General features: G+C 39.2%; 11 protein-coding genes. 9 read left to right on the top strand and 2 right to left on the bottom strand.

Features of this window, described 5'->3' with window-relative positions:
• Positions 1-316 precede the first annotated feature (316 nt).
• The 5 genes from V6C17_RS06755 to V6C17_RS06735 all read left to right on the top strand — a co-directional run bounded on the left by V6C17_RS06755 (position 317) and on the right by V6C17_RS06735 (position 6347).
• A complete protein-coding gene (locus V6C17_RS06755; protein ID WP_333521786.1) occupies positions 317-1228 on the top strand; it encodes a 4Fe-4S binding protein in 912 nt (303 codons plus the stop codon).
• Between the two features lie 326 nt (positions 1229-1554).
• On the top strand, positions 1555-2841 hold the full coding sequence (locus V6C17_RS06750; RefSeq protein WP_333521785.1) for a homocysteine synthase: 1287 nt from the start codon (positions 1555-1557) through the stop codon (positions 2839-2841).
• Positions 2842-3122: 281 nt separating this feature from the next.
• Entirely contained in the window at positions 3123-3935 is an 813-nt protein-coding gene (gene larE / locus V6C17_RS06745) for an ATP-dependent sacrificial sulfur transferase LarE (RefSeq protein WP_333521784.1), read from the top strand.
• Positions 3936-4096: 161 nt separating this feature from the next.
• On the top strand, positions 4097-6064 hold the full coding sequence (locus V6C17_RS06740) for an LTA synthase family protein (RefSeq protein ID WP_333521783.1): 1968 nt from the start codon (positions 4097-4099) through the stop codon (positions 6062-6064).
• 58 nt (positions 6065-6122) lie between these two features.
• Complete coding sequence (locus V6C17_RS06735; protein WP_333521782.1) at positions 6123-6347, top strand: small, acid-soluble spore protein, alpha/beta type; 225 nt, start codon at positions 6123-6125, stop codon at positions 6345-6347.
• 16 nt (positions 6348-6363) lie between these two features.
• Here V6C17_RS06735 and V6C17_RS06730 read toward each other — a convergent pair whose 3' ends face one another.
• Complete coding sequence (locus V6C17_RS06730) at positions 6364-7554, bottom strand: MFS transporter (RefSeq protein WP_333521781.1); 1191 nt, start codon at positions 7552-7554, stop codon at positions 6364-6366.
• A 146-nt stretch (positions 7555-7700) separates the two neighbouring features.
• On the opposite strand from V6C17_RS06730, the gene V6C17_RS06725 reads away from it, so the two are divergent.
• Positions 7701-8471 (top strand): formate/nitrite transporter family protein, encoded by a 771-nt coding sequence (locus V6C17_RS06725; RefSeq protein WP_333521780.1) that lies wholly within the window; start codon positions 7701-7703, stop codon positions 8469-8471.
• Positions 8472-8484: 13 nt separating this feature from the next.
• On the opposite strand, the gene V6C17_RS06720 is transcribed toward V6C17_RS06725, so the two are convergent.
• Entirely contained in the window at positions 8485-9270 is a 786-nt protein-coding gene (locus V6C17_RS06720; RefSeq protein WP_333521779.1) for an alpha/beta fold hydrolase, read from the bottom strand.
• A gap of 245 nt (positions 9271-9515) precedes the next feature.
• Between V6C17_RS06720 and V6C17_RS06715 the strand changes: the two genes are divergently transcribed.
• The 3 genes from V6C17_RS06715 (at position 9516) to V6C17_RS06705 (ending at position 13578) form a co-directional block, all read left to right on the top strand.
• On the top strand, positions 9516-11366 hold the full coding sequence (locus V6C17_RS06715) for an ATP-binding protein (protein ID WP_333521778.1): 1851 nt from the start codon (positions 9516-9518) through the stop codon (positions 11364-11366).
• Between the two features lie 193 nt (positions 11367-11559).
• Positions 11560-12450: a LysR family transcriptional regulator gene (locus V6C17_RS06710; RefSeq protein ID WP_333521777.1), complete on the top strand. Its 891-nt coding sequence runs from the start codon at positions 11560-11562 to the stop codon at positions 12448-12450.
• Positions 12451-12603: 153 nt separating this feature from the next.
• On the top strand, positions 12604-13578 hold the full coding sequence (locus V6C17_RS06705; RefSeq protein WP_333521776.1) for a 2-hydroxyacid dehydrogenase family protein: 975 nt from the start codon (positions 12604-12606) through the stop codon (positions 13576-13578).
• Positions 13579-13808: the final 230 nt, after the last annotated feature.

The raw sequence follows: 13808 nt of genomic DNA, 5'->3' as shown, positions 1-13808 counted from the left end.
ACTAAGATATAGTAAGACTTGAGTCAGATGGGTTACCTATACCCTTCGGGTATAATTCCAGCTGAATCTTAGTCGCTCTTATCCAGGGACTTTGCCGCACTTTGGCTCATCGCTTGAAGAAGCGGGGAGTAGCCTGTGCCCTTTGGGTATAGAGCGGGTTAGTCATTGGATAAATAGTTTAGCTGATCAGAAAAACTGAAGGATGAGAGTTTCTGTAGAGAAAACTTGGCCTTTTTTTGTTTTTTAATCTTATGTAAGATAGTTTCCTTATTTGTAGGATAAATTTTAATTTAAATTTAGGGAAGGATTGGTTACAATGGCAGTAAAACCCGATTACAAAAAACATGGTTTTATTCCGCAAGCTCAAAAAGGATTGTTAATTATGCGGATTAGAAACAAAGCGGGAAATATGACTTCTGAACAAATGCGCCGAGTTGCAGAATTGGCTGAACAATACGGAAAAGGTCAAGTTCATGTAACTAATCGACAGGGTGTTGAGATCCCTGGAGTAAAAGAAGCTGATTTTGAACAAGCACATCAAGCGATTATCGACGCAGGACTATTGCCAGCTGTATGTGGCCCGCGTGTTCGTCCAGTCGTTGCCTGCCCTGCTACTGATACGTGTCCATATGGACTGCTTAATGCCCGTGCATTAGCTGAAAAATTGGATGACGATTTTGTTGGCCGTGATCTGCCTGCAAAGACTAAATTTGCAGTGAGTGGTTGTCCGAACTCCTGTACAAAGCCTGAAGCGCATGACGTTGGTTTTAAAGGGGTAATCGAGCCAATAATTGCTCAAGACGCATGCGTTAAATGTGGAGCATGTGTAAAGCGTTGTCCGGCTAGAGCTATGGCTATTGATACAGAACTTACAATTGATTACTCGAAATGTTTAGCTTGTGGTGTTTGTATTAAACTTTGTCCCAAGAAAGCTCTTACTGAGGGGCGAAAGGGTTATCATGTTTATGTGGGCGGGAAAGGCGGCCGTTATTCTTATGAAGGCCAACTAGTCGCGAAATATGTATCAGAAAAAAACATCTTCCCTTATCTTGATGCGTTATTAGAAGCCTATAAGGATTTAGCTGGCAAGGGCGAGCGCCTAAATTTAGTAGTAGAAAAATATGGTATTGCTCAACTAAAGGCTAAAGTTGAAGAGAAACTAGACAGTGATGAAGAAATTATCGCACGTCTTGCTAAGTTTGAGCAGAAAAACACTAAAGCAGTTTAATTAAAACGACACCACTAAGTGGTGTCGTTAATTCTTGCTATCATAAAGATGCTCAGTATAATATCGGCCTTGCAGGTAGAGGTTTGTGTAAGTAGATGGTTCTCTTTTAACTTTGGTTTCCTTGAATTTTAGTCTACTGGGTGGATACTTCAGTGCTGTTTAATTGTGCAAATAGTAATTTATTATTGACATAATATTAAATAAGTGTTTTAATTGTAACAATCGCAGATAGCTGATCAGAAAAACTGAAGGCTGAGAATATCCTAAATAGGGGTTTTTCTTGGCCTTTTTTGTACTACTATTTAAAATTAGAGAGGTGTATTGACATGGCTTTACCTGAAAAACTTAATTTTGCGTCCCTTGCTGTTCACGCTGGACAGGAGCCTGATCCAACGACCGGTTCACGAGCAGTACCAATCTATCAAACCACATCATATAACTTTCGGGACAGCGAGCATGGCGCTAATCTCTTTTCGCTAAAAGAATCGGGTAACATCTATACGCGTATTATGAATCCAACAAGCGATGTTTTTGAGAAAAGGATAACAGCGTTGGAAGGCGGAGTCGGCGCACTGGCCTTTGCTTCAGGACATGCTGCTATAAGTGCCGCTATCTTAAATATTGCTCAAGCAGGTGATGAAATAGTCAGCTCCGCGTCATTGTATGGCGGTACATATAATATGTTTACTTATACTCTGCCTCGTCTTGGGATAAAAGTAACACTTGTAGATCCGAGCGATCCAGAGAATTTCCGTAAGGCGATTACTGAAAAGACTAAAGCTGTTTATGCTGAAACCATCGGCAACCCTAAAATTGATATTCTAGATATTACTGCAGTGGCTAATGTAGCTCATGAAAGCGGAATTCCGCTTATCATCGATAATACCTTAGCAACGCCATATCTCTGCCGTCCATTTGAGCACGGAGCGGATATAGTTGTTCACTCAGCAACTAAGTTTATTGGCGGGCATGGAACATCGATGGGTGGCGTAGTTGTTGATAGTGGCAAGTTTAACTGGGCGAATGGGAAGTTTCCTTTATTAAGCGATGAAGATCCAAGCTATCATGGCCTTAGCTATACAACTGCTTTAGGAGAACTCGCGTATATTATTCGCTTGCGTATTCAAATATTGCGTGACTTAGGAGCAACGATAAGCCCGTTCAATAGTTTTCAGTTATTGCAGGGACTAGAAACCTTACATTTGCGTATGGAAAGACATTGTCAGAATACACTTGCCGTAGCTAAATTTTTAGCAAGCCATGAGCAAGTTGGCTGGGTCAATTACCCTAGTCTTGAAACCGATCCTAATAATAATTTTGCTAAAAAATATCTGCCTAAAGGAGCGGGGGCTATCTTAACCTTCGGAATCAAAGGCGGACTTGAAGCTGGCAAGAAGTTTATCGATTCTTTGAAACTGTTTTCATTGCTGGCTAATGTCGGTGACGCAAAGTCACTCGTTATTCACCCAGCCAGCACTACCCATTCGCAGCTTACTTCTGAGCAACGTACAAAAGCTGGTGTGCCTGATGATATGATTCGCCTTTCAGTTGGCATAGAGGATAGTGCAGATATAATTGCCGACCTTGAGCAAGCATTAGCAGCCGCAAAATAGAAAATAAAAACTAAGGAGTAATATCCTTAGTTTTTATTTTTTTAGAAGACAAAAAAACTTGTAGGAAATTTACCTACAAGAAGGTGGTTTGCCTATTGGAGGCGAATTTTAAATTTATCCGATGACTAATCCGCTTTTACCCAAATGGCACAGGCGAGCGGCTAAGTCTCTGGATAAGAGCGACTAAGATTCAGGGAGGTATACCCGAGGGGCACAGGCAACTCCATCTGAATCAAGTCTTACAAAAAAATGTGAAGGTTCGGATTAATCAGGAGGAAAAAATGAGTCTAGATACTAAAATTACTAAACTTCTTGAATTGATAAAAGAGTGCGGCAGTGTTGTTGTAGCTTTTTCCGGCGGGGTTGACAGTACATTTCTGGCTGCAGCAGCTGCTAGAGCTGTTGGCGATAAAGCTATTGCCGTCACTGCTTGCTCTGAAACTCTGCCTGAAAGTGAACGCAGTGAAGCTATAGAATTTGCGGATAATATTGGGATTAAGCATCAGCTGCTCAATATAAGTGAATTAGAAAGTACTGACTTCGTAGCTAATGATGCAAAACGCTGTTACTACTGCAAAAAACAGCGGTTAGGAGCAATTGCTGTATGGGGTAAGGCGCAAGGCTATGAATGGGTATTAGAGGGTTCAAACGCAGATGATACCTCTGATTATCGTCCAGGATTACAGGCCGTAGAAGAAATGGCAGGTGTTAGGAGCCCTCTTCTTGAAGCAGGTCTTACCAAAGCCGAAATCAGGGAGATATCTCAGCAATGGGGTCTTCCGACTTGGGATAAACCTAGCGCCGCTTGTCTGTCCTCAAGAATTGTTTACGGTTTGCCTGTAACGGCTGAGCGATTAAAGCAAGTTGAATTTGCCGAAGCTTTTGTTCGTAAGTTTTGTTCAAATCAGATTAGAGTGAGGCATCATGGCAACATGGCACGAATTGAAGTATCGTCCCAGGATATCCCTGTTTTAGCACAGCCTAATACTGCAGCAGCAATAACCTCTGAGTTGAAAAAGCTAGGTTTTACTTTTGTAGTATTGGACTTGCAAGGTTATCGGACTGGCAGTATGAATGAAGTTTTAAATAAGTAACCTTTCGTTAGCATTATCTGCAACAAAAAAGAGGAAATTGTAAAAAAAAGTCGAAACCTCCTAGAGTTCTCAGCCATGGGCTGAAACTTTGGGAGGTTATTTTTATTAACTAGTTCCTTTTATAATATTTTATTAAGCATAACGAAAGGGAGTTCATTTTCTTGATTAGCTGGGAAAGGTTTTACGAAAATCTACAGCAGGATTTCAAGCTGCTGTTATTTGTTTTGGCAGTTATGTGTCTTTTTCGCATCGGCTTTATTGCAGTAATGCATACATACATGGGTGATATGACTGCAGTGGGCGATGTTGCAGTAGCCTTGTATTATGGTTTGCGTATTAGCTTAAAAAGCGCAGGTATTTTAGCTTTAGTATCTTTTATTCTCTGTTGTAGTCTGCAATTTATTTTCAAGCAGCAAAACTGCAGACTGCGGTTATTGATAGGAACCGGTTATTTGAGTCTGCTAAGTTTATTGTTTTATGCCAGAATACCCTATTATGAACAATTTCATATGGGTTTTAACCAACTAATTTTCAATACTTTTCAAGATGATGTGTACGCACTATTTTACACATTAATCGAACAATATAATTTGGCTTCTCGGCTTGTCATGACTGCTATAACCGCCTGGATTCTCCGCTATTTATTGAAAGGGTGGCTGGAGCTTGGCGTAATACATTTACCAAGGTTTTCACGCTGGTATTTGAATATCAGCACCCGGGCAGTATTCCTGCTTGTAATATATTACATAGTAATTTTTGTCCGGTTTGGTGGGAGCATGACATATGCCTATAACGTAGATTGGGAGAACTCCGGAGTTACAAAAGATCAGCTTTTGAATGAGGCTGTTCTTGATGATATGCAAGCTTTATATCGAGCCTATGAACTGCATGAAAGAATGCGCAGTTCAACTGGTTTAGCATTTTCTTCGGAAAAAATGACGGAATACGGGGAGTCATTAGCCGGACGGAAAATAGAAACGGCCAATTTAGACGATTACTTGGAGAAAAAAGCGCACGGTCCCAAGGTAGAAAGGCCTAGGCACATTTTTCTTATAATTGCCGAGAGCTACGCAAATTGGCCGCTGCTGTCCCAATATAAAGACCTGAATATCGCTAACGGTCTGAAAAACATTATCAGCCAGGACGATGCGGCCTATGTGCGGACTATGCTTCCAAATGGAATGAGTACCATTTCTGGAGTATTGGGAGTTACAACTGGTTTTACTGATGCCAATCTTTACTTGAACTGTATTCCTGAAGGATATAGAGAAAAATTCCCAACTGCAATAGCTCCTCAAATGAAAAAATTGGGCTATAAACCACGGTTTTGGTATGCTGGACCAAGTTCCTGGGAACGTATAAAGGATTTCTCAATGGCACAAGGCTTTGAAGAATTCTATGGAAGCGGCGATTATAATAGCAGTAAGGGTAATGTATGGGGTGCTGATGATAAATACCTACTCGATGCCGCATTTTCGGGAATCGAGGACGATAAATCGACCTTTAACGTTATCCTTACAGTTTCTAATCATGCTCCGTATACTGTTAATCTGGCAGAAGAGGGTTTTGATCAAGCCAGTCTTATAGCAGGACTACCCGAAAGACATAGAAATAATCAGGAATTGATAAAGCAATTAGGCCATTTTTGGTATGCCGATAAAGTTATGAGCGAATTTGTTCAGCGAGTACGGACTAAATATCCAGACAGTCTTTTTCTTATTGTTGGTGACCATGCCGATCGATTAAACATCGATACAAATCCTAGTATGTATGAGCGTTATGGCATTCCGTTTGTGGTTTATGGAAATGGTATTAACAAAAACATCTTTCCCGAAAAAACAGCGGGTAGTCATATTAATATCGCACCAACCCTAATTGAGTTGGTTGCGCCTAAAGGATTTACTTATTATTCAGTAGGGAAGAGTCTTACCAAATCTAATAACTTCGGTGTTAATTACGGGTTTTGGATAACTAGTGATTACATTGGCAAGACAGAGGATAATGTCCCAGAAGCAATTGTAAGCGATACTAAAGCTGAAGAGCCTAAATGGGAACGGTTGACTAAAGAGATAGATTGTTTGCGTGCTGTTTCCTGGTGGCGAATCAAAAACGGAAATAATTTAAACTAGTATAGATAATATTTTTGACTGTTTTAATCCACCCTAGTTTAAAGGGAGGGATTAAAATATGACGCAAAAATATCGCTCGATGAAAGAACTTGATGCATCGTTACCTGACAAGCACGAGGTAGCAGCTGAACTTGGTATTCCATTGGATGAAGGCCATAATGAAAATCTAACAACTCACGAGGTTGGGAAAATCGGCGGAAAAATTGGCGGGGCGAAAGTAAGAAAGCTGATAGAAATGGCTGAAGATTTGATGGCCGAAAATGCTCAAGATAGAAATAAATAATAACGAAGCGGCCTAATTAAAGGCCGCTTCGATTTGCTTTTTGCGAAAGCTTACTGTGCAGAAGAAATATATATAAAATTAACGCAACAATTATTAGAAAAGTGGAGCCGCTGAAGATATAGGTAAAACCGAATTTTTCCGCGACTAGGCCCCAGATTATAGCCCCAACACCAATTCCTGTGTCCATGGCGGACATAAAGGTGGCTGTAGCCGCGCCTCTTCGTTCAGGCGGAGCAAGGGTGATAGTTATAGCGTTAAGTATCGGTTGAACTGCGCCGAAGCCAAAGCCATAAAATACTGCGGCAATTAAAAAATCTGCAAGTGAGCTGGCGGTTATTAATTGTATTAAGGCAGCCCCTAAGAATAGCATACCTGGCAGTAATACAACCGAAAAACCGTAACGATCACCTGCTTTTCCCATAAGCGGACGTGTTATAAGTAAAGAAAGGGCAAAGGTAGTGAAAAATATACCAATATCACTAACTCCGCGGTAGGCCGCGTATGCGGGGAGAAAGGTTATTATTCCTCCATAGGTCAGGGCGATAACTAGTAAGATTAGTGAGGGAATTACAGCTGTTTTTTCAATAATTACGCCTTTAATTACCGATTTATTTATGGTTTTAGCAGGTTTTTCATAGTTAATAAATACCGCGGTTACAAAACATAAAAGCGATAATATTGTAGCAAGCATAAATAAGACAGTGTAGCTTGAGTGGCTGGTAAGATAAAGACCCAAGGCTGGTCCAACTGACATGGCGATAGTCGAAGCCATGCCGAAATATGCCATACCTTCGCTGCGGCGTGCGGGTGGAATTACATCTGAGGCAATTGTGCCTGTTGCAGTGGTAGTTGCGCCCCAGCCAATACCTTGAAGTAGTCTAACAGAAAGTAGTATAACAATTATTGATGAAATGCTGTAGGCTGCAGTAGTAAGAGTGAAGATAGCTACTCCTAGCATCAGTACATTTTTCCTGCCAGTACTGTCTAGCATGTTGCCGAACCAAGGACGAAATAAAACGGCGGCAAGAGTGAAGGCTCCCACAATTAAGCCGGCCATAGATTGACTGCCGCCAATATATTGTGCATAGAGAGGTAGCGTAGGAAGAAGCATATACATAGATGTAAATACCAAAAAGTTAGCTAAAATTACCAGCAAAAAGTCCTTTGTCCACAGCTTTTGCTCCAAATTAGCGTTTAAATGTTTCATACATACCTCCCTTAGTATTTTTTCTAGAAATATTGTTATTTCTAGTATATATTATTTAAGGGTAAGATTGGATAATTTTATCTTTTGTTGTAATGTTTATTCTATGTAAAATAAGAGTGAATAAATGAGAGAGAGTAGATGATAAAATGTATTATGATGATATAACAAAAATTGCAGCTGCAGCGGAGTTAAAAAGCAGCATGTTAGAACGAGGTAAGCTGAGATATCTACTATCCTCAGTGCTGGCAGGTATGTATGTCGGGTTCGGTATTTTGCTTATTTTCACAATTGGCGGACTGCTTGCTCAAGATAACTCACCGGCTGTACGAATAGTTATGGGGGCGGCTTTTGGAATTGCATTAAGTCTTGTTATTATGGCAGGCTCGGAATTATTTACGGGTAATAATATGATTATGACAATAGGCTTGTTGGAAAAAAGAACGAGCCTTAAACAAGTTACTGCTGTGCACTTATATAGCTTTATTGGAAATTTGGCGGGATCTGTTTTGATTGCCTGGATATTTTATCTTACTGGACTGTCACAGGGAAGTACTGCTATTTTTATGCAAAAAATTGCCCTGACAAAAATGTCGCTGTCAGCTACCGAACTTTTTGCCAGAGGCATATTATGCAACATGTTAGTATGTCTTGCTTTATGGTGTTCTTTTAGAATGAAAGAGGAAGCCGGCAAGCTGATCATGATATTTTGGTGTTTATTTGCTTTTATAACATCTGGTTACGAACATAGTGTAGCAAATATGACCCTGCTTTCTGGGGCGTTGATGATTCCTAGTAGTGTCCCATTATCGATAAGCGGGTTTTGGTACAATATTGGTGTAGTTACACTCGGAAATTTTGTAGGCGGCGCTTTATTTATAGCGTGTTCTTATTGGTATATTTCTAAAGGTAAAATATAATCTTTCGGCATTCCTACCAATGAATCTTATTTAAAAAATTGCTTAACACTTTATTAAAAATTGCCGGTTGACAAAGATTGGTTGGATCAACTGAATTAGTAATAACGTAAAGCTCGGAGGAATGTATTTTTTGCAGAGAGCGCTGCATTAATTTTAGACTTATGTCTAAGGTATTTCCGACCATGCCTAAAGTCGGACAAGATAATTTGTGCAGGTTCTTAGTATGATTGGTGCGAAGAATTGCATAGTGCTGCAATACTGCTTCGTATTTTCGCAGGTTATCCGCTATATGTATGATGTGACGTTCGGCAAGAGGCCACTTTTTATAATTTGTTTTAATCAGGGGCAGTATAATTGATCTAGGAAAATAAATTAACCAGAACATTAAGGAAAAACCAATCAAAATGATACGCTCCTTGATTGATTTAGGAGCTGTATCTCCTGTCGAGTCGGCTATGACAATCGCCTTTATTTTGTTAGGATGGCGAAGGGCAAAATGAAAGGTGAAAACTCCGCCATAAGATATCCCGCAGAATACCGCCTTTTTTACTTTAAGGTGGTCTAATAGAGCTGCTATTTCATCACACTGCCGGTCAAGAATTGTTTTTACAGGGCCGCCAAGACGCCCTGACTGACCGTTTCCTCTTAAATCCGGGCAAATAACTCGGTATTTTTGGCTGAAATGCTCAATTTGGGGTTCGAACATAGCACCGCTCGCCCCAAGTCCATGAATAAAAACCAAGGGGCTTCCTGTCCCTGTTTCAGTATAAAATAAGTCACTGCTCTTTAAGTGTGGCATAATATAGTCCTTCATTTATATGTTAGTTCTATTGTTTATATAGTGTTATTAGTCCATGCCTAAACGCTAAAGGATTCAATTTAAGTATGATTGAATCTTTTAGTGTTTGTTATTATATAATAACGCTTTTATGGAATTTTAATCGTTAACTATAAAGGATTATCCGGTTACCGGATGAATATATATACATGGTTGCATTTTGACATGATATTCCAATTATTTCGGTATGGAGGAATAAAAGATAAATGGTTCGACATAAAGGGTACGCTACTAGGGCGTACCTACTTGTAACTTTAGTAGTAACAATTCCCATGATACTAATAGTTTATTTTGCTGCGGTACAAGAAAAAGAAATGTTAATTAGTCAATACGAGAATCAGCTTTTGCGTGCTTCAGCAATACTAACAAGGAGATTGCCAAATGAAAGTTTTGAGAAGATACTCTCTGAAGAGGAAGCACTAGAATTTGACAACAATGATAAAAAGGTAATTCTTAATAAAAAATTGCAGCCAATTGTTGAAAAACTCAATGGGATCTTTCCGGAATTTACATTAGGTTATTACTCGAAAGATCTAAATAGTATTGTTGCGCTTAATCCAGTGCTCGGTTCAGCAGAATATATGACTAAAGTTAACGCATCGCTGTTATATAAGGCATTAGATTCTGGAAAGCCGGAGTTTGGCATAGTAAATACGGCATTAAGCAAGGAGAAGGCTGTACTGGGTGTATGTAACCCAATTTATGATAATGGCAAAATTGTTGGCGTAACTTGGGCAAGTATTGACATTGAAATTGTCAATCAACAATATTATATGAATATCTTAAAGGGATTTTTAATTGCCTTGTTAGTTTGGATCGGTACACTGTTTATAATTAAACTTATATTTGACAAATTAAGGCTTGAACTAGAAATACTTGGTCATAAGATTGATAAGGGAGAAGACAGCCTAGAGAATCTGAAAGATTTCCCGCAATTATATCCTGTCTTCGATAAGATCAATCTGTTAAGAGGAAGTCTTAATCAACATATAGCCAGGCTAAATCGTATACTTGAAACAGTACCAATTCCAATATGTGTGGTTAGTAAGAGTGGTCATATAGCAGTTGTAAATCAGACTTTTGTAGAAAACTTACGAGATTATACCAAAGAAGAACTTATTGGTGTATCGTATAAGTTTATTGCAAATTCAATGGGAAGTTCAAATGAAAGATCATTATTTCACCGCGCATTAAATGGGGAAGATATCTATGGAGAACGTAATAATTTTTTTAACAGAGAATGGCTTGTAAACGCTGTACCGATTAGAAGCATAGATAATGGTGAAATAGAAGGCATTGTAACAGTGCTTTATGATATTACTGAATATGAAAAATACCTTGAAGAGATGGGCCGTCTTGAAAGGCTGGAAGTGGTAGGACAAATGGCGGCCAGTGTTGCGCATGAAATCAGAAATCCTATGACTGTTGTTCGAGGTTATATCCAAAGAATTCAGCACAAGTTGGGCGATGTCTATAACAGTCAGTTTAATCTAGTGTTGGAGGAGTTGGACAGGGCTAACCGAATAATAAATGATTTTCTTTCGGTTGCTCGTAATAGGTATGTTGAAAAAGAAATACTAGATTTGAACATTATACTTGAAGAGGTAATTCCTTTAATCTCTTCTGAAGCTTTGAAACGTGGACAGACTTTTAATATTGAGCTTTCACCATCACTTCCCCGGGTTTTAGTAAATAAAGAAGAAATCAAACAAGTAGTCCTTAATCTAGCATTTAATTCTATGGATGCCATGGAAACCTACGGTCAGTTACTTCTAAAAACTAACAATGATAATGACCATGTTGTCCTATCGTTAGAGGATACAGGATGTGGTATTCCAGAAAAGTACTTAGGTAAAGTATTTGAACCCTTTTTTACAACAAAGAAAAATGGCACTGGTTTAGGCTTACCAGTATGTAAAAGTATTGTCGAACGCCATAATGGAGTGATAAATATTTGTTCAGAATGTCAAAGTGGCACTAGGTTTGAAGTGAAATTGCCGATAAGAAATGGCCAGAATGAGGAATCTTTTTCTGTAAAGAATACACAACCTTTATAAATTAACTCAAACCTATAAATTGAATTGTTAAATAATTGTAGCAAATAAAGTCCTTCACTAAAAAAGTGAAGGACTTTATTTTGCCGAATGAGAATATTAAGGGTTGGATTCTGATGTACGATAAAATTGGCTAAACTAACTTTTCTTGTACAATTAGGACTCAGTCCTTTATTAACTGTAGGGAGAATTTACTGTGGATATAAAACACCTTAAATACTTTGTCGAGGTCGCCCGGCATAAAAGTTTCAGTAAGGCAGCCAATATCAATTTTGTCTCACAGTCAACTATCAGCAAAATGGTTAAGGACTTGGAATTAGAGCTTGGGGTAGGCTTGTTGAATCGAACCTCAAAATACGTAGAATTAACTGATGAAGGTGAAAGACTATTTCTTCAAGCTCAAAAAATGATAGAAATGTTTGATAATATTAACAATGAATTTCAAAATAGTTTAAGCCTCGAGCAGGGTAAAATTAGTATCGGGTTGCCGCCGATTACTGGCGCTACAGAATTTGCTCAGCTGCTTGGTCAATTCAGTAAGAATTATCCTAAAATTGATATAAATTTATTCGAGTATGGTTCTAAGAAAGTCGAGATTGGTATTCAGGATGGAACACTTGATGTAGGGATAGTTTGTGCGCCACCGAGTAATGAAAACTACGATAAAATACCATTTTCCAAAGACCCGCTGAAAGTTATCATGAATATAGAGCATCGGTTAAGCAAAGAATCAGAGATAGGGTTTAAGGAACTGAGAAATGAAAGCTTTGTGCTATACCGTCATGACTTCAGTCTATATGATCAGATCTTAAGTCGCTGTAAACTTGCAGGTTTTTCACCCCATGTAATTTTTGAAACATCCCAGCGTGAGTTAATGACGCAAATTGTTGATGCAAATTTGGGAATAGCCCTGTTACCAAGTAAGATTTGTGATGAAGTCACCTCGCCTAATATAATTGCTGTTTCATTAGATGAGCCTATTTTTTTGCAGATGTCCATTATTTGGAATAAGAGGCGGTATATTTCCTACGCAACTAAACTCTGGGTTAACTTTGTGAAAGATTACTTACAAGATAAGAAAAAGTAAACCTAGTCGTATTTGGAAAAAGAATAATAGTTATCTAAACTATGAATTTTACAGATAGTAGCAGAAGGCGTAAAATTAACTAGTAAGTTTAAGCTTATCACCCATTCTTTGTAGGCGAATATTTACTGTATATTACAAGCAGGAGGTAATTGTGTGAAACAAAAAGTGTTTATTTCTGGCTTAATTCCTCAGGTTGCTTATGACATGCTGTCGAAAGAATTTGAAGTTACCATGCACAATGATTTGAGACTGCTGTCTAAAGCTGAAATTATTGAGGGTCTTGCGGGCAAGGATGCATTACTTCCCCTGTTATCAGACAATATTGATGCTGATATAATCAATTCAAACCCTAACTTAAAAGTTATTGCCAATTATGGAGCGGGCTTTAATAATATTGATGTCGCGACAGCAACGGAGAAGAACATTCCTGTTACCAATACGCCAAAAGTTTCTACAGATGCGACTGCTGATTTAACCTGGGGGCTAATTTTAGCTGTCGCCAGGAGAATTGTCGAAGGGGACAAGAATACTCGTGCTGGTAAATTCACTGGCTGGGCACCGCTTTATCATTTAGGAATTGAAGTAACTGGCAAAACTTTAGGGATTATCGGAATAGGTAATATCGGAAAAGCTGTAGCCCGCAGAGCTAAAGGTTTTGATATGCCGATTATTTATTATTCAAGAACACGTTTGAGTCCCGAAGAGGAAAAAGAACTGAATGCTGAGTATCGTGATATGGACTATGTAATCCGTAACTCAGACTTTCTAACATTCCACCTTAGTTATAATCCTTCGCTTCGCCATCTTATTGGGGCTAAAGAGTTAGCCAGCATGAAGAAAAGTGCATTCTTGATTAACGCTGCTCGTGGTCCGATTGTCGATGAGCAGGCCCTCTTAGAAGCTCTACGCAACAAGACTATCGCCGGGGCTGGTCTTGATGTATATGAATTTGAGCCAGCGGTCACGCCGGGACTTGAAGAATTAGATAATGTAGTTCTTTGCCCGCATCTAGGCAACGCTACAGTGGAAACTCGCGATCAAATGGCCACAATTGCTGCAAATAATATTATTGCTGTTCTTAAGGGCCAAAAGCCAATTTCTTGCGTTAACCCACAAATATACGAATAAGTATGCAGGCTGTCGATAAAGGCTCATTTGCGTCGCTCAACCTCAAACCCATTGCTTGCGTACGACCGCAGTACGCGGCGCTGCTGGGTTTTCCGGTGCGCCTAGCAACTGAACCTTTATAGAGCAGCCTAGGTAGTTTTACAACAAAGCAGCTCCTTCGATAATATCGAAGGAGCTGCTTTATTTTGAACCACAGAGTACGCAGAGTACACGGAGGGTCACTAGAGTGG

This window comes from Dendrosporobacter sp. 1207_IL3150 (genome assembly GCF_036763085.1).
GTDB lineage: Bacteria > Bacillota > Negativicutes > DSM-1736 > Dendrosporobacteraceae > JBAIYU01.
This window is presented reverse-complemented; position numbering and strand designations above follow the sequence as displayed.

Excerpts from the sequence above, each read along its gene's own strand:
- V6C17_RS06755 (WP_333521786.1), top strand. The coding sequence starts at position 317 with ATGGCAGTAAAACCCGATTACAAAAAACATGGTTTTATTCCGCAAGCT.
- V6C17_RS06750 (WP_333521785.1), top strand. The coding sequence starts at position 1,555 with ATGGCTTTACCTGAAAAACTTAATTTTGCGTCCCTTGCTGTTCACGCT.
- larE (WP_333521784.1), top strand. The coding sequence starts at position 3,123 with ATGAGTCTAGATACTAAAATTACTAAACTTCTTGAATTGATAAAAGAG.
- V6C17_RS06735 (WP_333521782.1), top strand. The coding sequence starts at position 6,123 with ATGACGCAAAAATATCGCTCGATGAAAGAACTTGATGCATCGTTACCT.
- V6C17_RS06730 (WP_333521781.1), bottom strand. The coding sequence starts at position 7,554 with ATGAAACATTTAAACGCTAATTTGGAGCAAAAGCTGTGGACAAAGGAC.
- V6C17_RS06725 (WP_333521780.1), top strand. The coding sequence starts at position 7,701 with ATGTATTATGATGATATAACAAAAATTGCAGCTGCAGCGGAGTTAAAA.
- V6C17_RS06720 (WP_333521779.1), bottom strand. The coding sequence starts at position 9,270 with ATGCCACACTTAAAGAGCAGTGACTTATTTTATACTGAAACAGGGACA.
- V6C17_RS06715 (WP_333521778.1), top strand. The coding sequence starts at position 9,516 with ATGGTTCGACATAAAGGGTACGCTACTAGGGCGTACCTACTTGTAACT.